This is a genomic window from Kinneretia sp. DJ1R-11 (assembly GCF_025717595.1).
GTDB lineage: Bacteria > Pseudomonadota > Gammaproteobacteria > Burkholderiales > Burkholderiaceae_C > Paucibacter_A.
Window position 1 is genome coordinate 74,893 of record NZ_JAJIRR010000009.1, and the last position, 20,209, is coordinate 95,101.

18 protein-coding genes are annotated in these 20,209 nt (G+C 65.9%); 11 read left to right on the forward strand and 7 right to left on the reverse strand.

What is annotated here, in order from left to right:
* Positions 1 to 389: 389 nt before the first annotated feature.
* Positions 390 to 1,841: an ATP-dependent nuclease gene (locus LNV23_RS15620; RefSeq protein WP_263563820.1), complete on the forward strand. Its 1,452-nt coding sequence runs from the start codon at positions 390 to 392 to the stop codon at positions 1,839 to 1,841.
* A 158-nt stretch (positions 1,842 to 1,999) separates the two neighbouring features.
* On the opposite strand, the gene LNV23_RS15625 is transcribed toward LNV23_RS15620, so the two are convergent.
* A complete protein-coding gene (locus LNV23_RS15625) occupies positions 2,000 to 2,461 on the reverse strand; it encodes an Lrp/AsnC family transcriptional regulator (protein WP_263563951.1) in 462 nt (153 codons plus the stop codon).
* A gap of 152 nt (positions 2,462 to 2,613) precedes the next feature.
* On the opposite strand from LNV23_RS15625, the gene LNV23_RS15630 reads away from it, so the two are divergent.
* The 4 genes from LNV23_RS15630 (at position 2,614) to LNV23_RS15645 (ending at position 6,546) form a co-directional block, all read left to right on the forward strand.
* Positions 2,614 to 3,363, forward strand: coding sequence for an aspartate/glutamate racemase family protein (locus LNV23_RS15630; protein ID WP_263563821.1), 750 nt, complete (start codon positions 2,614 to 2,616; stop codon positions 3,361 to 3,363).
* Positions 3,364 to 3,746: 383 nt separating this feature from the next.
* Complete coding sequence (locus LNV23_RS15635; protein ID WP_263563822.1) at positions 3,747 to 4,697, forward strand: pirin family protein; 951 nt, start codon at positions 3,747 to 3,749, stop codon at positions 4,695 to 4,697.
* Positions 4,698 to 4,831: 134 nt separating this feature from the next.
* On the forward strand, positions 4,832 to 5,824 hold the full coding sequence (locus LNV23_RS15640; RefSeq protein ID WP_263563823.1) for a DUF2167 domain-containing protein: 993 nt from the start codon (positions 4,832 to 4,834) through the stop codon (positions 5,822 to 5,824).
* Positions 5,821 to 6,546 carry a site-2 protease family protein gene (locus LNV23_RS15645; RefSeq protein ID WP_263563824.1) on the forward strand — a complete coding sequence of 242 codons (726 nt, stop codon included), beginning with the start codon at positions 5,821 to 5,823 and terminating at the stop codon, positions 6,544 to 6,546. The genes LNV23_RS15640 and LNV23_RS15645 overlap by 4 nt, the downstream gene beginning before the upstream one ends.
* A gap of 22 nt (positions 6,547 to 6,568) precedes the next feature.
* Here the strand turns inward: LNV23_RS15645 and LNV23_RS15650 are convergent, their stop codons facing one another.
* Complete coding sequence (locus tag LNV23_RS15650) at positions 6,569 to 7,186, reverse strand: MliC family protein (RefSeq protein WP_263563825.1); 618 nt, start codon at positions 7,184 to 7,186, stop codon at positions 6,569 to 6,571.
* Between the two features lie 95 nt (positions 7,187 to 7,281).
* On the opposite strand from LNV23_RS15650, the gene LNV23_RS15655 reads away from it, so the two are divergent.
* The 6 genes from LNV23_RS15655 to LNV23_RS15680 all read left to right on the forward strand — a co-directional run bounded on the left by LNV23_RS15655 (position 7,282) and on the right by LNV23_RS15680 (position 13,376).
* A complete protein-coding gene (locus LNV23_RS15655) occupies positions 7,282 to 8,445 on the forward strand; it encodes a helix-turn-helix transcriptional regulator (protein ID WP_263563826.1) in 1,164 nt (387 codons plus the stop codon).
* A gap of 138 nt (positions 8,446 to 8,583) precedes the next feature.
* Positions 8,584 to 9,672: an alpha/beta fold hydrolase gene (locus tag LNV23_RS15660; RefSeq protein ID WP_263563827.1), complete on the forward strand. Its 1,089-nt coding sequence runs from the start codon at positions 8,584 to 8,586 to the stop codon at positions 9,670 to 9,672.
* A gap of 126 nt (positions 9,673 to 9,798) precedes the next feature.
* Complete coding sequence (locus tag LNV23_RS15665; RefSeq protein WP_263563828.1) at positions 9,799 to 10,320, forward strand: hypothetical protein; 522 nt, start codon at positions 9,799 to 9,801, stop codon at positions 10,318 to 10,320.
* 1 nt (position 10,321) lies between these two features.
* Complete coding sequence (locus LNV23_RS15670) at positions 10,322 to 11,008, forward strand: PspA/IM30 family protein (protein WP_263563829.1); 687 nt, start codon at positions 10,322 to 10,324, stop codon at positions 11,006 to 11,008.
* The gene (locus tag LNV23_RS15675; protein WP_263563830.1) at positions 11,005 to 11,637 is read left to right on the forward strand and encodes a YqiJ family protein; all 633 of its coding nucleotides are present in this window, start codon (positions 11,005 to 11,007) and stop codon (positions 11,635 to 11,637) included. The genes LNV23_RS15670 and LNV23_RS15675 overlap by 4 nt, the downstream gene beginning before the upstream one ends.
* Before the next feature lie 35 nt (positions 11,638 to 11,672).
* Positions 11,673 to 13,376, forward strand: coding sequence for a flotillin family protein (locus LNV23_RS15680; protein WP_263563831.1), 1,704 nt, complete (start codon positions 11,673 to 11,675; stop codon positions 13,374 to 13,376).
* 34 nt (positions 13,377 to 13,410) lie between these two features.
* Here LNV23_RS15680 and LNV23_RS15685 read toward each other — a convergent pair whose 3' ends face one another.
* The 5 genes from LNV23_RS15685 to LNV23_RS15705 all read right to left on the reverse strand — a co-directional run bounded on the left by LNV23_RS15685 (position 13,411) and on the right by LNV23_RS15705 (position 20,182).
* A complete protein-coding gene (locus tag LNV23_RS15685) occupies positions 13,411 to 14,007 on the reverse strand; it encodes an ECF-type sigma factor (protein WP_263563832.1) in 597 nt (198 codons plus the stop codon).
* Between the two features lie 75 nt (positions 14,008 to 14,082).
* Positions 14,083 to 15,159, reverse strand: a complete 1,077-nt coding sequence (locus LNV23_RS15690) for a DUF418 domain-containing protein (RefSeq protein ID WP_263563833.1) — start codon at positions 15,157 to 15,159, stop codon at positions 14,083 to 14,085.
* Positions 15,160 to 15,332: 173 nt separating this feature from the next.
* Complete coding sequence (locus tag LNV23_RS15695) at positions 15,333 to 17,666, reverse strand: putative bifunctional diguanylate cyclase/phosphodiesterase (RefSeq protein WP_263563834.1); 2,334 nt, start codon at positions 17,664 to 17,666, stop codon at positions 15,333 to 15,335.
* 113 nt (positions 17,667 to 17,779) lie between these two features.
* Complete coding sequence (locus tag LNV23_RS15700) at positions 17,780 to 19,585, reverse strand: ATP-binding response regulator (protein WP_263563835.1); 1,806 nt, start codon at positions 19,583 to 19,585, stop codon at positions 17,780 to 17,782.
* A 42-nt stretch (positions 19,586 to 19,627) separates the two neighbouring features.
* The gene (locus LNV23_RS15705; protein ID WP_263563836.1) at positions 19,628 to 20,182 is read right to left on the reverse strand and encodes a DUF2799 domain-containing protein; all 555 of its coding nucleotides are present in this window, start codon (positions 20,180 to 20,182) and stop codon (positions 19,628 to 19,630) included.
* Positions 20,183 to 20,209 lie beyond the last annotated feature (27 nt).

A 20,209-nucleotide genomic window follows, 5' to 3' on the forward strand; every position in this document is an offset into this window, starting at 1 on the left:
AGGCCGGCACATCGCTTGCCCTGAGCCCGCCAGCGATGCGCGCAGCCTTGGTCAGTGCAACCCGGAATGCAGGGCCCACCAGGTCGGAATCCGCACGCTCTGGCGCTGCCCGCCCACTCACCGGACACAAGACAACAAAAACGTCGTCGTGAACATTCAAAAATTCGAAATTCGGGGTCACGAAATTCGAAATTCGGGGTCAAGTCTTAAAATTCGGGGTCAAGTCTTAAATGTTAATTCCCCGCACTCCTAAACGCCCCAACTAACGCGCCAGACGTCCCAACTTAACATTTAAGACTTGACCCCGATCACGCTAACGCGCCAAACGTTCCGACTTAGCATTTAAGACTTGACCCCGATCACCAGAGTTAGGCACTGAGAAATACACTATGCCAGATCCCCGTCAAGAACTTCAACGATTATTTGGCGCCCGACAGCGCTACTCAAACTTCGGGCCGGCGCTTGCCAAAATAATTATTCGGGGCTTTCGCGGCCTAGATGAACTGTCTCTCAGTATAGAGTCGCCAATCACTGCAATCAGTGGTCTAAACGGAACAGGAAAATCCACCGTTGCGCAACTCGCAACGGCGGCCTACAAAAAACCCGTGACTGAGTCTGAAAAATACAAACGGCACATCATTGCCAACTACTTTCCCGTCTCAAAAGCCGATCCAAAGCCTTTTCGAGACGATGCGTCGATTGAGTATCAGTACTTCACCGCTTCGCCGGAGCGCCTTCAAGAACTTACCGTTACACGTAGGCGTGGGTCTCAATGGGAAGGCTACAAGCGGCAACCGGAACGTCACTGCAGGTACATAGGATTCACGATCTATATCCCGAAGGTCGAGCAACGAGACATCTCAATTTATCGTGGACAAGAGATCAGCATCACTAACGAAGCCGAACTTCCGGATTCAGCTCGGTTAGCCATCTCACGAATACTGAATCATCCGTACGAGAATCTAAGTTCCGCGACCGCAGCCCATGCTATGCGAAGTGCTGAGATCGGGTTTGCGAAAAAGTTTGGCGCCAAGTACTCTGAGAACAATATGGGCTTTGGAGAGGGTCGTGTTTTTTACACTGTTAATAGTCTTGAAACAGCTCCCGAACAATCGCTGTTTGTTATCGAAGAGCCCGAGACATCCCTGCACGAACACGCTCAGCATGAGTTGGCAAAGTACTTAATTGAAGTCTGCCTTCGGCGTAAGCACCAAATCATCCTAACTACGCACTCGCGGTCAATCCTCAATGCACTACCTCGGCAGTCAAGAAAGCTACTCTACCGAGATGGCTCAAAGGTTTGCGTCAGTGACCGGACTAGTTCAGCGGAGGCAACTGGTCAACTGGCGCTTGGACACGCGCGAGCCAAAACTGTCCTCGTGGAGGATGCGCGGGCAAAGGTTCTACTGACGGAATTGGTCCGTGCCACCAAACCCGTCTTGTTGCGCGGGGTAACTATCACATTTGTTGGCAACGACGATGTTGTCGCGAGCATGACGAAAAGGTTCCGTGACGATGGACTCCCAGTCGTCGGAGTTCGAGATGGCGATCGGGGCGAGAACACACGACAGGGCTTATTGAAGTTGCCAGGCACTCAATCACCGGAACAGGAAGTATTTGGGTCGTCTGCAGTAACCGCCCACCTTCAAACGCGCTACGGCCTGAATTGGTCTGAATGGTCAGCACTTCATCAGGATATGGATTTTCACGATTGGCCAAACGCAATAGCAACTGAACTGACAAAGACTGAGGACGGTCTCTGGGAGGAGCTCTCTGCGGTCTATGCAGCCGCCTGCCCAGTTGAAGAGCGTGCACGCTTAGTTGAAAACATTGAGGCATAGCCGCGATGTCTAGCGCGGCCCTAGAGCGGCAGAACCCCCAGTGCGTCGGATTGAGCATCTCATTTCAACCAGAGCACTGCTGGGGTCAAGCCTTGCCTTTGAATGCTTTTGCTGAGCGCAGGACCAGAAGCGCGAGATGACCCTGCTTCTGCGCCCCCTCACCGCACATACGCCAACGGCAACGCCGTCGTGAACTTCAGCTCCTCCATCGCGAAGCTGGAGCTGACATCGAACAGCTGCGTCCCAGCGATCAGGCGTTTGTAGACGGCGTCGTAGGCGGCGATGTCGGGCACGACGACGCGCAGCAGGTAGTCGACATCGCCGCTCATCCGGTAGAACTCGACCACCTCGGGGATCGCCTGCACGGTGGCGCAGAAGCGCTCGAACCATTCCCGCGTGTGCGTGGCGGTGCGCACGGAGACGAAGACGGTCACGCCGACGTTGAGCGCCTGCGCGTCGACCAGCGCAACCTGGCGACGGATCACGCCGGACTCCTTGAGCCGCTGGATGCGCCGCCAGCAGGGCGTGCTGGACAGGCCCACCGCCTCGGCGATCTGCGCCAGCTGCTGCTCGGCATCCTGCTGCAGCAGATCGAGGATCTTCACGTCAATAGCATCCAACTTCAGCTTGCTTGCCATTCTTGGAATCCATTTCTAATTTCTGCGCTCATTGGAGCAAAGAAGGCAAATCCTTGCCAGTGCCGGGTCCGGACAATTCCGTTCATCGATGAGGCGCCACGGCGGCGCTCGCAGGCCACACCAGGAGTTGAACCATGAAGGCAATCGGACTGATAGGCGGGATGAGCTGGGAATCGACCGCGCTGTACTACCAGATCATCAACCGCGAGGTGGCGCGCCGGCTGGGCGGGCTGAACTCGGCGCCGCTGCATCTGCACAGCCTGAACTTCGAGCAGGTGGCCGAGCGCCAGCGCGCCGGTGCCTGGGACGAGCTGGCCGAGCTGCTGGCCGGTGCCGGCCGTGCACTGCAGGACGGCGGCGCGGACTGCGTGCTGATTGGCACCAACACCATGCACAAGGTCGCGCCCGAGGTACAGGCGCGCCTGGATGTGCCGCTGCTGCACATTGCCGATGCCACTGCCGCCGCGATCCAGGCCGCCGGGGTCCGGCGCGTGGCGCTGCTGGGCACGCGCTACACAATGGAGCAGCCCTTCTACCGCGAACACCTGGCCCGCCACGACATCGAGTGCCTGACGCCCGACGAGGCCGGCCGCGCCGAGGTGCACCGCATCATCTTCGAGGAGCTGTGCCAGGGCCACTGCCTGGAGCGCTCGCGTGCCGTGCTGCAGGCCTTGATCGCCGAGTGGCAGCAGCAAGGCGCCGAGGGCGTGATCCTCGGCTGCACCGAGCTGCCGCTGCTGCTTCAGCCTGAGGACGTGGCCCTGCCGCTGTTCGACACGACGCGGCTGCATGCGCTGGCCGCCGTGGACTTCGCGCTGGGCGCCGCGCTGAGGCGGCCGGGGTCACATGGGCGGCCGAGGTCCACGGCCGGGGTCAGTCCTTGAATTTGAAGGCTTTTGATGACAACACAGCTGGCTTTAGTTTCTCTGGACGTTGCCCCCACACTGGAGTCGGCGCGCCGATTAACGGGCATCGGACATCACCACTGCTCAAATCATCCCGCCCCTCTCGATGCAAGGCGCTCGAACAGCGCCGGCTTTTACAAGTCACGAGCCCAGTGAGGCAGCTCTGCGTCAAGACGAGCGGTCAGAAAATCCATAACGCTGCTGCGCAGCAGTAACTGCCGCCGCCTGATGGCGAGCCGGAACCTCACCCGACTGCATGCTCATGCAAGGCCCGCCGCGCGGCCCCGCGCCGCGGACCTTGCTTGCTCTTTTCGGGCGATGATGTCGCCCAGCCATCCCGCAGCCCTCGCATGAGCCAGAGCATGAGCAATAGCGACACCAACAGCAGCGACAGCAGCACCCCCGCCGCCCCCTTCGACCGCATCCACGCCCGCCGCACCGAGCTGGGCGAGGGCCTGACCATACGCCGCGCCCTGCCGACGGCGCAGCGGCGCCGGGTCGGCGCCTGGTGTTTTCTCGACCACATCGGGCCCGTGCAATTTGAGGGTCAGGCGCTGGAGAACGGCGGCCTGCATGTCGGCGGCCACCCGCATATCGGCTTGCAGACCTTCACCTGGATGATCGAGGGCGAGATCCTGCACCGCGACAGCCTGGGCAGCGAGCAGCTGATCCGGCCCGGCGAGGTGAACCTGATGACGGCCGGCCACGGCATCGTCCACACCGAGGATGCGCCCGCCGGCACCGCGCGCATCCACGCGGCCCAGCTCTGGATCGCCCTGCCCCCGGGCGAGGAAGACCGGCCGCCGGCCTTTGAGCACCACGCCAGCCTGCCGCGCTGGCAGGAGCAAGGCGCGCAATGGACCCTGCTGGCCGGCAGCCACGCCGGCCGCACGGCGCCGCCGCGGGTGTACACGCCGCTGCTGGGCCTGGAGATCCACGCACCGAACGAAGCGGTCGAGCTGCGGCTGGATCTGCGCCCTGATTTCGAGCATGGCCTGCTGCCGCTGGAAGGCGAGCTGGGCTTGGGCCGCGAGACCCTGGGCACGGGCGAGCTCGCCTATCTGGCGCCGGGGCAGGCGCCTGCGTCCTTGCACCTCAGCGCCGGCGGCCGCCTGCTGCTGCTGGGCGGCGAGCCCTTCCCGGCCGAGATCGAGATGTGGTGGAACTTCGTCGGCCTCAGCCGTGCGGCGGTGGCCCGGGCGCAGGCCGATTGGGATGCGCAACGCGAAGCCGGCGGCCCGCGCTTCGGCCGGGTGCAGGGCGATGAAGGCCGGCGCCTGGTGGCACCGCGACTGCCGGCCAGCGGCTACTGAACACGGCCCTGCCGATCCCGGGTTTGCCGCGAGCGCCAGCTCGGGTGGCTGCGGCTAGACTCGGCCGCCGCGCGGGGCCATCACACACATTCATCCTCAACAGGCCCAGGCGCAGGAAGCAGGGAGCTCCACACATGAACCGAACTTTTCCTTTTTCTCCGCGCCTGACCGGGGCACTGCGCCTGGCCCTGCTCTGCAGCGCCCTCGGCCTGAGCGGCCTGCCCGCCGCAGCCGCAGACACCGGCGGCGGTAACACCAGCGCCGCGGCCTCCTCTGCCCCGGCGCGCGCCGACGACCCGCAAGCCATCTTCCGCGAGGCCCAGCAGGCGGCGCAGACCGGGCCCAAGGACATCGCGATTGCCGGCCAGGCCGTGCTGCACCTACCGGCCGATCGCCAGTTCATCCCACAACCCCAGGCCGCACGCCTGCTGCGCGCCATGGGCAACCCCGGGGAGCACCAGGAGTTGGCCGGCCTGATCTTTCCCACCGGCAAGGACAGCGAGGCCGACTGGTTCGCCACCCTGCGATTCGAGCCCGCCGGCTACATCAAGGACGACGACGCCAAGGACTGGAACGCCGACGAGATGCTCAAGTCTTTCCGCGAAGGCACGGAGGCCGCCAATGAAGAGCGCGCCAAGATGGGCGTGCGCCCGCTGGAGATCGTCGGCTGGGCCGAGAAGCCGCTCTACACCTCGGACAGCCACCGCCTGGTCTGGGCCATGTCCTCGCGCGGCAAGGGCGCGCCGGCCGATGAGGCCCAAGGCGTCAACTACAACACCTACGCCCTGGGCCGCGAGGGCTATCTGAGCCTGAACCTGATCACCGGCCTGGCCCAGCTGCCGCAGTACAAGCCCGAGGCGCAGGCCTTGCTGGGCGCGCTGGAGTTCAGCGAGGGCAAGCGTTATGCCGATTTCAACAGCAGCACCGACAAGGTGGCCGAGTACGGCCTGGCCGCCCTGGTGCTGGGCGTGGGCGCCAAGAAGCTGGGCCTGCTGGCGGTGGTGTTCGCCTTTGTGGCCAAGTTCGCCAAGGTGATCTTCGTGGCCGTGGCCCTGGCCGGCGCCGGCGTGCGCAAATGGTTCCAGCGCAAGAAGCCCGAAGCGCTCGAACAACCGCCGCAGGCATGATCAAGCTGCTCCTGCTGGCCTTCTCGGGCCTCAAGTTCGGCAAGCTGCTGGCCAGCGGCGGCACCATGCTGCTGTCGCTGATCGTCTATGCCTTCATCTACGGCTGGCGCTATGCGGCGGGCTTCATCGCCCTGCTGTTTGTCCACGAGATGGGCCATTACCTGGCCGCACGCCAGAAAGGGCTGAACGTGGGACTGCCCACCTTCATCCCTTTTGTCGGCGCATGGATCGAGCTCAAGGATCAGCCGCACAACGCCGAGACCGAGGCCTATGTCGGCCTGGGCGGCCCGCTGCTGGGCACGGTGGGCGCCTTGCTCTGCTACTTCATGGCGCGATCCTGGGGCGCGAACTGGCTGCTGGCCGTGGCCTACTGCGGCTTCTTTTTGAACCTGTTCAATCTGATCCCGCTCTCGCCCTTTGACGGCGGCCGCATCACGGCCGTGCTCTCACCCCGCATCTGGTTTCTCGGCGTGCCGGTGCTGGGCGCCCTGTTCTGGTGGCGGCCCAGCCCCATGCTGCTGCTGATCGCCCTGCTGGCCTGGCCACAACTCTGGAAGGCCTGGAAGTACCGCAGCGACAGCGCCGAGGCACAGAGCTACTACGCCGTGCCCGCCGCCACCAAATGGGAGTACGCCAGCATCTACATCGCCCTGGCTGGCTTTTTGGCGGTGATGACGCACGATGTCCACGAGATGCTGAAGTCACCGGCCGGACTGCACTGAGTCCGCACCCGACCTGCCTGCATCAGGGGTGCCGGCAGACCATCTCCGGCGCCTGATAGCCCCAGACGATGCGGGCTTCCCCCTGGTGCTCCCAGAAGCTCTCATTGCGGCCGACGTAGCGGCTGCCGCTGGCGCTGCGCTCGGCGAACATCAGCGAGCTGCTGTCGCCGAATTCGGCCACCAGGGTCGGCGGCTCGGTGGCGAAGAAGTTCACCACCACCTCTTTGGCGGCATTGCCATCGCAGGCCCAGCGGAAGGGGCCTTGCGCAGGCAGCAGGCGGTAGCGGGCTTGCAGCTCGGCAATGCGATGGACGTAGCTGTCTTTCACGCAAGCCGGCTTGTCCTGGCTCTTCCAGCATTCGTCCCGACCCTTGACCCAACCGCGCTGCTCGGCCTTGAGCAGGGGCGGCCGCTCCTTGGCGGCCTTCTTCAAAGCCTGGCCGTAGACCTGACTCAGCTGCTGGTCCAACTGCGCGAGTCCGGCATCGGCACAGACCAGGGCGGCGATGCTGCCGGGCTGGACCTTGGCACAGTCGAAGCTGGGGCCGGTCGGCGGCGCGGCGAATACAAAAGTCGGCGCCGACAGCACCAGCAAGAGTGCGGCTACGCTGCCAAGTGCGGGCATCATGGTCAGGTTCATGGCAGGCAAGTCCTTTCAAACGCGAGGCATGCGGGCCCCGAAACTACGACCATCACTGTGATGAAGACAAGGACAATGATTGTGCAGGCTCCGCCGTGCCGACTTCACTGACCCACACCCTGGCCTCGTCCCTGCTGGCCCTTGCCCTGGCGCAGAGTCTGCTGCTGGCCGTCGCGCTCTTGCTCGTGCGCCGCGAAGGCGGCGCGCGCCGTCCGGGCCAGGGCCTCCTGGCGGCCTTGGTCTTGCTGCTGGCCGTGTTCATGGCCCATGCCTGGCTGGACCTGGACGGAGCCTTGCACCAAGCCCCGCGGCTACAGCGCCTGCTGGGCCCCCTTCCCCTGCTGATGGGCCCCTTGCTGTGGCTGAGTCTGCGCCGGCTCTTGCAGCAGGGCCCACCTTTGAACCGGCGCAGCGCCTGGCATGGCCTTCCCTTCGCTCTGGCCAGCCTGGCCTGGCTGCCTCTGCTGATCTGGCCACCCCAGCTGCAGGCCGAAGGCGACAGTCAGGCCTTGCCCGGGCCGCTGCTGGTGTTTGGTCTGTTCAAGGCGGCACATCTGGCCGCCTATCTGTTCTTGAGCCTGCGCCTGCTGCGCCAGGCTGGAGCAGCGTTGAAGCAGCAAGAGGCGGCGGCCTCCGCTGCATTGCAAACAAGCTTGGTTCGCAGCCTGGCCGGCTTGAGCTTCCTGCTGGCGGGCGGCCTGGCCTTGGCGGCGCTGCTGTTCCTGGCCGAGAACTTGGGCCTGGCCCTGCCGCTGAGCTCAGACCTGTGCGCCGCCCTGGCCTTCACCGCCTTTGTCCATGGCCTGGCCTTCGTCGCCATGCGCCTGCCCCTGGGCTACCAGCCGCCGCTGGCGCCTCGGTCTGAAAGTACGCCACCCCGGCCCAAAACGCCGCCCCGCCTGAACCCGGACGAGCGCGAGCAATCGCTGGCCCGGCTGCAGGCCAGCATGACGCAGGAGCAGCGCTTCCGCGAAGGCGAGCTGAGCCTGGAACAGCTGGCTGCGCATCTGGCGCTGACGCCGGCCGAGCTCTCGCAGCTGATCAACCAGAGCTGCGGCTTGAACTTCCAGGAGTTCCTGAACGGCCATCGGGTTGAGGCGCTCAAGCTCAGCATGCGTGCGCCCGAGAACCGGGACAAGGCGATTCTTGACCTGGCCTTGGAGGCTGGTTTCAACAGCAAAAGCTCGCTCAACCGGGTGTTCAAGAAACACACAGGCTTGACGCCCAGCCAGTACCGCGAAGGCGCCGAGCCGCCCTGAAACCGTGCCCCAGGTCTCGTTTCGACTGGGGCGCAGGGCTCAAAACATGATTTGGGGCGCCTCAGAGCGGCGCTCCGGCAAGACTGGCGGCACCGAGAACCCCGGCCCACCGGGGTCCGCTTCACAGCCAGGACGACCATGCCCCCCTTTTTTGCCCAAGCTCTTCAACTCGCCGCCCTCGTTCGTCGCCTCGGCAGACAAGCCGCACGGCTGCTGCCGCTCCTGATCGCCGCTTTCGCCACCGGCTTTGTTGGCCAAACCGCCCACGCCGGCCCGCCAGTGCATGAAGAAAGCTTCCGCCGCATTGGCGGCATCGAGCAATGGGTGACCGTGCATGGCGAGGACCGCGAGCAACCCCTGCTGCTGTTCCTGCACGGCGGGCCTGGCAATCCGCTCAGCCCTTTTGCCAAAGCCATGTACGGAGCCTGGAGCCGCGACTTCGTGTTGGTGCAATGGGACCAGCGCGGCGCCGGCCAGACCTTTGCCCGCCGGCCCGAGCAGGAGGCCGAGGCCTTGAGCATCGAGCGCATGGCCGAGGATGGCCTGGAGCTGGCCGCCCAGCTGAAGCAGGAGTTCGGCGGCCGGCCGCTGATCCTGATCGCCAGCTCCTGGGGCTCGGCCCTGGGCGTGCACATGGTGCAGCGCCAGCCGGAGCTGTTCGCCGCCTACCTCGGCACGGCCCAGCTGGTCAGCGGCCGCGCCAATCTGCTGGCCAGCTACCAGCAGACCTTGGCTCGCGTTGAAGCGGCAGGGGACTCGGCCACCGCTGCCGCCTTGCGCGCCCTGGGCCCGCCGCCGCACCGCGACCCGCGTGCCTTCGGCGTGCTGCGCCGCGCCATCCGCAAGCTCGAAGCGCAAGCCTGCACGCCGGCGCCCCGCCACTGGTGGCAGCCCGAGGCGCCGTACCAGGAGGCCCGTGCCCAGGCCGCGCTCGAAGCGGGCGAGGACTACTCCTTCCTGCAGTTCGTCGGCCTGGCTGGCGACGGCATGCTGTCCACCCTGGACCTGCACCGCCTGGGCCGGGTCTACCGCCTGCCCCTGCACTTCATCCAGGGCGAGCAAGACCTGCTGACCACCCCAGACGTCACCGAGGCCTGGGTGAACACCTTGAGCGCGCCCGAGAAGACCCTGACCCGCGTGCCTCGTGCCGGCCACGACCCCAATCCCGAGCTGCTACAGGCCCAGTGGCAGCGGCTGCTGCTGATCAAGGCAGGGCTGAAGCGCTGAAGAGAAAGCGGCACAGCGCCGCAGCTACAGCCCCATTCGACACCCCCTTCCGGGGGTGTTGTCATTTGAATTCAAACGAATACACTGCCTCGCATCGGGTCTCCACAGGCCCGCAGGAGCAGGTCCATGACGCAAGTCCCGAGCACGACGATGGAGCCGCTGTCGGCGCGCATCCCCAGCGATCTTTACCTCTGGCTGGCCCAACTCAAAGTGGAAGGCGCCAACACCAACAGCGACAAACTGCGGGTGCTGCTGGGCCAGCTGAAGCGCCAGCACGACGGAGCCTTCGACTTCGTCACCGCCTTGGCCTGGTGCCGCGATCTGGCCGCCCGGCCACGCAATGCCCTGGCCCTGCTGGAGGCTGAAACCGGCCGGCACTCCGAGGTGCTGAGCCAGGCCCTGGAACACATCAGCCATGCCATGGCCCTGCTGATCAGCGCCGAGGTAGGCAACTTTGAGCAGGCAGCCCAGCTGGAAGACAAGCTCGTACGCCGCAGCTTGGCCCATACCGAATCGCTGCTGCGCCAAGCCACCACGCCCAGCGCTGCGGCCTTCGACCCCGATGTGGTGCAGCGTCACTTGAACGGCACCCTGCAATTGGCGCAAGCCATCCAACGTCTGCAACACAGCAGCCCCCAAGGAGACTGATATGGCCGAGACCCTGAGATCCCGCGTCACCCGTGCAATGGCCGGTGGCGTGCATGCCTTGCTGGACCGCATCGAGGACCGCGCGCCCGAGGCGCTGATGGAGCAAGCGCTGCGCGAACTCGACCAGGTGGTGGACGAGGTGCGCCACGAGTTGGGCACGGTCACCGCCAACCGGCATTTGGCCCAGCAGCGCCACGCTGAGCTGAACCGTCAGCACGACACGCTGAAGGCACAGATCGACACCGCTTTGGGCCAGCGCCGCGAGGACCTGGCGCGCGCCGCGGTCGGCCGCCAGTTAGACATCGAGGCCCAGCTGCCCTTGCTGGAAGCCAGCTTGGCCGAGCTGGCCCAGCAGGAAGGCGAGCACCGCGGCTATGTCGACGCCCTGCTGGCGAAACGGCGCGAGATGGAGGCGGCGCTGAACCAGTTCCGCCAGAGCCGGGCCAGCAGCGCCGGCACGGCCGCCAACCCCGGCAGCAGCGCAGCCCAGATCGAGCAGCGCATGGCCGGCGCCACCGGCGCCTTTGACCGCATCTATGAGCGCCAGACCGGGCTCGGTGGCGTGGCCCGCGCCGGCCGGCTGGAGGAAGCCAGCAAGCTGCAGACGCTGGAGGAACTGGTGCGGCAAACGCAGATCGAGGCCCGCCTGGCACAGCTGAAGCTGCCCAACGCGGACGGCCAGGCATGAGCTTGTTCACCACCCCGGAGAACCTGCCTTTCGGCATCGCCTTTGCCCTGATCGTCGGCATCGCCCTGCTGGAGGGCCTGGGCATGATGATCTCCATGAGCCCCAGCAACTGGCTAGACGACTGGCTGCCCGAAGCTGGCCATGACGGCGCGCTGGACCGGGTGTTGGGCTGGCTGCATCTGGGCCGCGTGCCAGCCCTGGTCGTGCTGCTGCTGTTCCTGACCGGCTATGCCCTGTTCGGCTACAGCCTGCAGATGGTCAGCCGAGGTCTGGTCGGCCACTACCTGCCGGCCTGGATGGCCGGGCTGGCGGCGGTGCCGGCAGGCCTGACCACGACACGCGCCCTGGGTGCCCTGGTGGCCCACATCATCCCGCGCGACGAAAGCACGGCGGTGAGTGCCCAGAGCCTGCTGGGCCGGATCGCCACCGTCTATGCCGGCCACGCCCGCCAGGGCCTGGCCGCCCAGGCGCGGGTGCGCGACGAGCATGGTCGCGTCCACCACCTGCTGGTCGAGCCCGACCTGCCGGACGAGGTATTCGAAGAAGGCAGCGAGCTGCTGCTGGTGCGCAAGAACGGCGCCGTCTACCGCGCCATCCGCAACCCGCACCCGGGCCTGGTCGAGCGCTGAGGCGCGCAACTGTTTCAAGGAGGAAGAGGAAAGCCATGGACAACAATTTGATTGAACTCGGCAGCATCGCCGGCATCGCCCTGCTGGGCCTGTTTGCCATCGGCCTGGTGTTCGCACGGCTGTACAAGCGCTCGACCAAGGAGACCGCATTCGTGCGCACCGGCCTGGGCGGGCAGAAGGTCATCATGGACGGCGGCGCCATCGTGCTGCCGGTCTTCCATGAGCGCGTGCTGGTCAATATGAACACGCTGAAGCTCGAAGTCATGCGCCGCGAACGCGAGAGCCTGATCACCAAGGACCGCATGCGGGTGGACGTGACTGCCGCCTTCTTTGTGCGCGTGCAGCAGACGGCCGAGGCCGTCAGCACGGCGGCCCAGACCCTGGGCACGCGCACCCTGGCGCCCGAGGCCCTGAAGTCGCTGGTGGAAGACAAATTCGTCGACGCGCTGCGGGCCACAGCCGCCACCATGACCATTCAGGAGCTGCAGGACAAACGCCGCGACTTTGTGCAGGCGGTACAGAACGCGGTGGCCGAGGATTTGGAGAAGAACGGCCTGGAGCTGGAATCGGTCTCGCTGACCAGCCTGGACCAGACCGACAAGCAGTTCTTCAACCCCAACAATGCCTTCGACGCCGAGGGCTTGACCCGCTTGACCGAGCAGACCGAGGCGCGCCGCAAGCAGCGCAACGATGTCGAGCAGGAAACCGAGATGCAGGTGCGCACCAAGAACCTGGAAGCGCAGCGCCAGAAGCTGACCATCGAGCAGGACCAGGAATTCGCCACCCTGGCCCAGCAGCGCCAGGTCGAGACCGCGCGGGCCGAACAATCGGCCCAGATCGCCACCCAACAGGCCGAGCGCAGCCGCGAGGCCGAGGCGGCCAAGATCGAGGCCGAACGCCAGGTCGGGCAGAAGAAGATTGAGGCCGAGCGCGAGATCAAATCGGCTGAGATCGAGAAGAACCTTGTCGTGCAGACACGCGAGATCGAGCTCGAGCGCAAGACCGAAATGCAGCGCGCCGAGCAGCGCAAGCAGGTGGAGATCGCCCGCCAGGACATGGCAATTGCGATTGCCAACAAGAGCAAGGAACAGTCGGTGGCCGATGCCCTGGCCAACCAGGCGCGTGCCGATGCGGTCAAGGCCGAGGAAGGTGTGAACACCGCCCGTCAGGTGGCCGTGGCCGAACGGGAGAAGAACATCCAGCTGATCGAGGCGAGCAAGGAAGCCGAGCAGCTGGCCATCGCGGTGCGGGTGTCGGCCTCGGCCGAGAAGGAAGCGGCGCTGGACCGCGCCGAAGCCCTGACCATCGAGGCGCGCGCCAAGCAGGCGGCCGCCCTGGCCGAAGCCGAAGGCCGGCGCGCCATCAACGAGGCGCTGAACACCTTGTCGGCCGCGCAGATCGACCTGCAGGTGCGAACCCTGCTGCTGCAGCAGTTGCCGCAGATCATCGAGCAGGCGGTGCGGCCGATGGAGAAAATCGATTCGATCCGCATCTTCCAGGTCAATGGCATGCCAGGAGCCGCCGGGGACTCGGGCAGCACGAGTGGTGGCGCCAACGGCGGCACGCAGGCAAACGGCACCTTCCCCGAGCAGGTGATGAACTCGGCCCTGCAGTACCAGATCGCCAAGCCCATCGTCGACGCGGTGATGAAGGACGCGGGCCTGAGCAACGAGGGCATCACGGGCATGGCGCACAGCCTGGCCGGCATGCTGCAGCCACCGGCCGAGCTGCGCAGCTGATTGGACGCCGCCGCGGGAACGCTGCGGCCTGCGCTCAGGCCTGTAGCTCCCGGTGCAACCAGGCCCGGGCCAGGGCCCAGTCGCGCTTGACGGTGGCGGGCGAGAGGGCCAGCAGCTCGGCGATTTCCTCGATCTCCAGCCCGCCGAAGAACCTCAGCTCAACCACTTGAGCGGCGCGTGCGTCGACCTGCTCGAAAGCCAGCAAGGCTTCGTGAACGCGCAGCAGCTCCGGGCTCTCGCCCACGGCGGCCACCTGCTGTGCCTCGGTCAGGGTCAAGGAGACCAAGGGCACGTCGCGCTTGAGCGCTTTTTTGGCCATGGCATGGTTGACCAGGATGCGCCGCATCATGAGGGCGGCCATGCCCAGGAAATGAGCCCGGTTCTGCCATTGGGTGCGGGTCTGGGCGGCCAGGCGCTCCCAGGCCTCGTGGGTCAGAGCAGTAGCGCTGAGCGTGTGGCCGGCGTATTCCTTGCGCATCTGGGCTCGGGCGCCGCGCTTGAGCTCGTCGTACAGCAAGGTGAACAGCTCGTTCACGGCTGCAGCGGGCGAGCCGGCCGGCTCCTGGCTGGCCAGCCAGCGAGTGATCTCCAGCGGGTCGAACACAGGAAGAGATGGGGCCGCGCTGCTCATGACCTTGATTATCAAGCGGGCACCGCGCGACTGTGCGCTTTGAAATCGCGGCCGAAGCAATGCTCCGCGAGTGGCTTAGCCCGAGCCTGAAACAGGCGATGCTGGTTGCGCGGCTGCAGGCGCAGCGCTGAGTCGCCGCATCAGCATCTCCAGTGGCCCTTGCGGAAAACGGCGCAGCCAAGCCCAGCTGCCCACCAAGGCCAGGGCACCGAAAAGCAGCCCGGCGGCCGCCACCTCGGCCAGGCTGCGCCCGGACAGCCAGCCCATGGCCTCCAGCGTGCCCATGCCCAGCACGATGTGGGCGAGATAGACGCTCAGGGTGCTGCGCCCGAGCGCACGCAGGGCGGGCCAGTTCGGTGCCCACAGAAGCGCGGCCCCGATCAAGGCCGTGGCCAGCCCGCCGGCGCTGAACATATAGAGCGGCGTCGGTGGCAAGGGCGAGCTGCCCAGCCAGGGCGCAGCGGCCGGCCAGAACCGGGGCAAGGCCTCGCGCAAGACCAGGCAGGCCAGGAAGACCAGCGCGCCACCCCAAGCCAGCCGCTCTTGCCAACGACGCTCAGTCAGAGGCAGGCCGGCCAGCGCCATGCCCCAAAGGAAGAAAGCCATCCAGGGCAGGATCGGATGAAAGCCGTTGAACAGCAGATGGCGCACAAAGCCCTCGGCCTGCCAGAAGTCCACATAGCTGAGCGTGGCCCAGTCCCAGCCTTGCTCGTAATTCCAGTTCAGCAGCGCCAGCACATAGAGCCAGGGCAAGAGCAGGGCCAGCAACATACAGTGGCGCGCCGGCACGCCCAGAAAGAAGGCGCCGAGCGCGAAGTAGCAGGCATAGAAATGCAGGATGTCAGCCGGGAATACCGTGACATTGAGCAAGCCAAGCAGGGCCAGCCAGAACGCCCGGCGCCAGGCCTGGGCACGCGCCTGAGCTGGGCTCTGGCGGGCAGCGCCCAGCACCAGGCCCATGCCAGCAAGCACCACAAAGATGGCGGCAGTGCGCCCCTCCAGGGCCAGGAAAGCTCGGCCCAGCAAGCTGGACGTGGGAGCATCCACACCCATGGCGAGGCGGAAGTTCACCAGCACCATGCCGAGCATGCTGAGGCCGCGCAACAAGTCCAGCCCGGGCAGGCGCAGTTGGGGAGTTAGGGCGGAGGCCATCGTCATTGCCTTGGTCGGGTCAGTCATGGGCGGACGCAGCACGCCAGCGGTGCGCTACAAAGGTAGAGTGCTCGGCAGCTTAGGGTCCGCGCAGCAGCTCGCGCGCGACTGACGCAAGGTGCTGCAGAGTCGCACGCCATGCACCCTCGGGTAGCAAGAGCCGGCCAAGCGGATCAAGCCAACTCGCGCGCTGCCAGCCAGGCCAGCAGCGCGTCCAAGGGCATGGGCTCTGCGTGCAAATAACCTTGGATCAGGTGGCAGCCGAGCTCCTGCAGGCGCTGCTGCTGCGCCACGGTCTCGATGCCTTCGGCAATCACCTGCATGCCCAGCTGCTCGGCCAAGGAGATGATGGCGCGAGCAATGCGGGCGTCACCTTCGCCCAGCATGACAACGAAGGAACGGTCCAACTTGAGAGTGGAAAAGGGCAGGCTCTGCAAACGATGCAGTGAGGAGTAGCCGGTGCCGAAATCATCGAGGTGCAGATGGAAGCCGGCGGCGGCCAGGGCGTCGAGCTGTTGCTTGGCGAAGTCGGCATTGCTGGCCAAGGCCGATTCGGTCAGCTCGAAGTGGATGCTGTCGCGCGACAGTCCGGCGCCATCGACCAGGCTGCACATCTGCTCGACCAAATGCCGGCTCATCAGTTGGCGCGGCGACAGGTTGACGTTGACCACATGCCGGGCCTTGATGGCCAGCAGGGCCGGCAAGGCGGCGATCACCTTGCGCGCGACCGCAGCGCCGAGCTCGTTGATCAACCCAGTTTCCTCGGCCACCGGAATGAAGCGGGTCGGTGAGCAGTAGCCTCCGTCCAGCGGCCAGCGCGCCAGGGCCTCGAACATGGCGACCTCGCCGCTGCGCACATCGATGATGGGCTGGAACCAGACCTCGAGCTGATCCTGGCGCAGGCATTCGCGCAGCTGCTGCTCCAGCAACATGCGTTCCTGCACATCGCCGAGCAAGGCATCGTTGAACAGGCTGTAGCGCCCCTTGCCGGCGCGCTTGGCCGCATACATGGCCAGCTCGGCATTGCGCAGCAGATCGTCCTTGTTGAACGCCTGACCGGCCTGGGTGGCAATGTAGGCAATGCCGATGGAGCCGGTCACCGTGACCTCCAGGTCCTGGTAGCTGACCGGCTGGGCCAGGGCCTGCTGCACCCGGCGCACAAAACTCAGGACGCCCAGCTCGCCTTTCTCGGCGACATAGATCAGGGCGAACTCGTCGCCGCCCAAACGCGTCACCACATCGGAAGCCCGCACCAGTTCTTTCAGCCTGCGCCCGGTCTGCACCAGCAGGTGGTTGCCCAGCTCATGGCCCAGGGAGTCGTTGAGCAGCTTGAAGTCGTCGAGGTCGATCAGCAGCAGGGCCAGGGTCAGCTCGCGGTGCCGAGCCTGCTGACCGAGCAGCTGGTCGAGCTGTTCGTAGAGCTGACGCCGATTGCCCAGGCCGGTCAGCGCATCGGTGCGCACGTCGCGCTCCAGCTCATCGCGCACCTGGTCCAGGCTGCTGACCATGGTGTTGAGCGCCAAGGCCAGCTGATCCAGCTCGTCCTGACCTTGCACCGGCCAGTGCTGCGGCGCGGCCGCAGCGCCATGGCGCTGCCGGCGTGCCAGGCGGGCAAAGTCGGCCAGGCGCCGCAGGATCAAGCGATCCAGCAGGAGCACGGCGGCAGCGGCTGCCAGCAGCACCAGCACAAAGCTGTTCAGCAGCAGGACCAGCAGGCCGGTCTGGCGCTGCCGCTCCAGCGCCGGCGGCAGGTCCACCTGCAGCAGCAGCTCGCTCACGCCCAATGCGTCGCGCATGGGCTGGGTGATCTGGGCCGCGCTGTTGTGCACCGACACCGCCGCCACACCCGGTGGCTCCGCGCGCGCGGGCAAGAAACGGAAGTCAACGCCCGCGCCCTGCGACAGCTCGCGCAGATTGGGCTCGTCCAGCACCTGAACCAGCACCAGCCAGCCCACCTGAGGCGACAGTCGCTCGGCCCGGCGCACCGGGCTGAAGACCAGCAGCAGAGGCTGACCATCGGCCCAGCGCTTGGCATCACCGCCGATGCTGCGTCCGGCCAGGGCTGGGTCCAGGACCAAGGCCCGCATGTGCTGCACCAGCGCTCGACTTTCGTCGAGCCGCTCGCGCTGCCCTTCGCGCATCTCGACCCCGGCTTGCAAATGCCCGTCAAGGGCAAAAAACGCCACGGCGCTGACCTGTGCATTGCGCAAGGATTCGGCGGTGAAGTTGACGATCAGGAACTTCTCGTCCGGCTGCTCCATGAAGGCAGCGGCGTCATCCCAGAAACCGTAGTCGCTCGCCACCCGCACCCGCGCGGTGACGTCCTGCTGGATGGCTGAGCTCACGCGCGCGACCCGCTCGCTGACCGCGCGCTGCTCGAACTCAACCAGGCTGCGGTCCAGCATCCAGGCACTGGCGGCAAAACTGAGTGCGCCCACCACGCAGAGCAGCAGCACCAGGATGCCCAAGGTCTTCAAGCGCAGGCTGCGACGACTCCAGAGGTACATGCGGTGTCCGGCGAAGGTGCTGTGGTCTTGGCGGTCGCCAAGGCTGCTGCCTGCATCTTAGGGGCGTCCAGCAGCTCGGCAAAACATGGGGCGCAGTGGACGCGCCACAGCGCTCAGGCCGTGCCCGCCAACACCCGGCTGATGGGGCTGACGCCGCCGGCCTCCATCAAGGCGGTATGGATGGCGGCCACCAGTTGCTCTTCAAGCACCGGCTTGTGCAGCAGCACCAGGCCCGCGGCATGGGCTTCGCGCAAGCGCTCGGGCGCGGTGTCGCCGGTGATCAGCACGGCTGGCAGACCGGGCAAGGCATTGCGCAGGCTGTTCAGGGCCGAGATGCCGTCGTCGCCATCGCGCAGGCGGAAATCGGTCAGGACGATGTCGGGGCGGCGCACCATGCACTTGAGCAAGGCCTCGCGCGTGCTGCCGGTGGTGACCACCTCGCAGCCATGGCTGCTCAGCAAGGCTCGCATGGCCTCGCGAACCGGCGCTTCGTCGTCGAGCACGAGCACATAGAGATGCGGCAGTCGCCTGGCTGCTCCGGCCGGCGCCAGCTCGGGCACGCCGCTGCCTTCGGCCGCGGCAATGCTGAGGCTGAAACAGCTGCCCTGGCCGGGCGTGGAACAGAGCTGCAGCGGCAGGTCCAGCAGGTCAACCATGCGGCTGACGATGGACAGCCCCAGGCCCAGGCCCTTGGCACGGTCGCGCTCGGCATTGCCGATTTGGTAGAACTCTTCGAAGATGCGCGACTGCTCGGCCGGCGCAATACCGCGCCCGGTGTCGCGGACATTGATGCGCCAGATCAGATCCTCGCCGTCCTCGTCGTCGGTCTCGGCCACCACCTCGACATGCACGCCGCCCTGGTCGGTGTACTTGATTGCGTTGTCGATCAGATTGCGAAGCACGCGCTCGAGCAGCAGGGGGTCGGTGTCCACATAGACAGCGGCCGGGCAGTCCAGTTTCAGGCTCAGTCCCTTGCCTTCGGCCGTCTGCGCCATTTCCTGGCAGAGGCGCTGCAGCCAGCTGCTCAGGCAGAACACCTGGTTGGCCACCGGCACCACCTGGGCATCGAGCTTGGAGATGTCGAGCAGGCCGTCCATCTGCGAAGCCAGGGACTGCAAGGCAAGGTTCATATGTCGGCCGATTTCGCTGCTCTCGCTGTCCAGCGGGCGCCGCACCAGGGCCGAGCCGAGCAGGGACAGGGTGTGCATGGGCTGACGCAGATCATGGCTGGCCGAGGCCAGGAAGCGGGTCTTGGCCTCCATGGCCTGCTCGGCTTTTTGCAAGGCCAGACGCAGCTGCTGGTTGGTCTGCGCCTGCTGCTGGCGGATCAACACCGACTCGACGAACACACGGTAGGCGTCGCGCCCGAGGCTGGCCAGAATCCAGGCGAAGCCAAGGATCAGCGCGCCCAGGGCGACTTCCAGCCAGCTGCTGTCCCGGCCACCGGCATGCCAAACCAGCCAGGACAGGCTGTTGGCCAGACTGACCGGCAGCAAAAAGGCCAAGAGCACCGGCGCATAGCCGGCCGTGGTCGCGACCGAGCCGGCACACAGGCCCAGCAACAGCATGGTCTGCACCATGCGCTGGTAGTCATCAAAAAACGGCACAAAGCCCAGGGAGGCACTGAACACCAGACCGTTGAGCAGGCTCAAGCCGATGGCAGCGCGCAGGCGGCGCGCGAGGGACAGATGGCGCCAGCTGGCCAGACGTCCCAGGCCCCACCAACGCAGCGCCAGCACGGCCAGGACCACGGCCAGCCAAAGCAGGGTCAGCCAATGACCACTGCCCTGCCAGGCCATGACGCAAATCACTGCGGCGCTGATGCCCACCGGATAAGGCATACGCCGGCCTTGCTGCGCCAGCAGGCGCAGCAACTCCTCGTCCACACTGGCCTGTTCGGCCGCGATCGGTCGGTTCATGAAAAAGAGTCTGCCCGCTGGGCGATCACCAGGCGCGGAAGATCAACGCGGCGCCACCAAGTGCATGCCGGTGATCAGGGCGCGCAGGCGCAGCTGATCGCTGTCCAGGCGACGCATCTGGGCGCGCACATTGGTGCGTTCCTCATCGGTCTTGGCATTGCGCAAGACCTGATCCAGACGCTGCAACTCGCCATCATTGCGTTGCACTTGCTGCTGCAGGGCGTAGAGCTGCTGGCCCAGCTGGTAATGGTTCATGAAGGCATCTTCGCCGGCCTGGCCGCGACAGCCGCCCCAGTAGGTCTGGTTGCGCGAACCCTCGCGCCAACCCGAGCTGGCCGTGCAAAAGCTGCGAATGCCTTGCTCCCAACCCTGATTCCAGGCGGCGCGATCGGGTGCGACGCCGATCTTGGCACAGGCCTCCACATGGTCGTCCAGGCGCTGCGCGCTGCGGCCTTCGCGCCCGTCGGCCAGGCCGCGCGCCGACCAATCGGCCTGCCGGCATTGCGATTCGCTCATGCTGGCACAGCCGCTCAACGCGAATGCCAGCAGCAGACAGACCGACGCGCCGGCGGCACGGTTCAAAAGCGTGTTTTTCATGAGCAGGATGCTAGCCCAAGGACAAGG

Excerpts from the sequence above, each read along its gene's own strand:
- LNV23_RS15620 (WP_263563820.1), top strand. The coding sequence starts at position 390 with ATGCCAGATCCCCGTCAAGAACTTCAACGATTATTTGGCGCCCGACAG.
- LNV23_RS15665 (WP_263563828.1), top strand. The coding sequence starts at position 9,799 with ATGACGCAAGTCCCGAGCACGACGATGGAGCCGCTGTCGGCGCGCATC.
- LNV23_RS15700 (WP_263563835.1), bottom strand. The coding sequence starts at position 19,585 with ATGAACCGACCGATCGCGGCCGAACAGGCCAGTGTGGACGAGGAGTTG.
- LNV23_RS15680 (WP_263563831.1), top strand. The coding sequence starts at position 11,673 with ATGGACAACAATTTGATTGAACTCGGCAGCATCGCCGGCATCGCCCTG.
- LNV23_RS15670 (WP_263563829.1), top strand. The coding sequence starts at position 10,322 with ATGGCCGAGACCCTGAGATCCCGCGTCACCCGTGCAATGGCCGGTGGC.
- LNV23_RS15645 (WP_263563824.1), top strand. The coding sequence starts at position 5,821 with ATGATCAAGCTGCTCCTGCTGGCCTTCTCGGGCCTCAAGTTCGGCAAG.
- LNV23_RS15685 (WP_263563832.1), bottom strand. The coding sequence starts at position 14,007 with ATGAGCAGCGCGGCCCCATCTCTTCCTGTGTTCGACCCGCTGGAGATC.
- LNV23_RS15675 (WP_263563830.1), top strand. The coding sequence starts at position 11,005 with ATGAGCTTGTTCACCACCCCGGAGAACCTGCCTTTCGGCATCGCCTTT.
- LNV23_RS15650 (WP_263563825.1), bottom strand. The coding sequence starts at position 7,186 with ATGAACCTGACCATGATGCCCGCACTTGGCAGCGTAGCCGCACTCTTG.
- LNV23_RS15690 (WP_263563833.1), bottom strand. The coding sequence starts at position 15,159 with ATGGCCTCCGCCCTAACTCCCCAACTGCGCCTGCCCGGGCTGGACTTG.
- LNV23_RS15695 (WP_263563834.1), bottom strand. The coding sequence starts at position 17,666 with ATGTACCTCTGGAGTCGTCGCAGCCTGCGCTTGAAGACCTTGGGCATC.
- LNV23_RS15705 (WP_263563836.1), bottom strand. The coding sequence starts at position 20,182 with ATGAAAAACACGCTTTTGAACCGTGCCGCCGGCGCGTCGGTCTGTCTG.
- LNV23_RS15635 (WP_263563822.1), top strand. The coding sequence starts at position 3,747 with ATGAGCAATAGCGACACCAACAGCAGCGACAGCAGCACCCCCGCCGCC.
- LNV23_RS15630 (WP_263563821.1), top strand. The coding sequence starts at position 2,614 with ATGAAGGCAATCGGACTGATAGGCGGGATGAGCTGGGAATCGACCGCG.
- LNV23_RS15660 (WP_263563827.1), top strand. The coding sequence starts at position 8,584 with ATGCCCCCCTTTTTTGCCCAAGCTCTTCAACTCGCCGCCCTCGTTCGT.
- LNV23_RS15640 (WP_263563823.1), top strand. The coding sequence starts at position 4,832 with ATGAACCGAACTTTTCCTTTTTCTCCGCGCCTGACCGGGGCACTGCGC.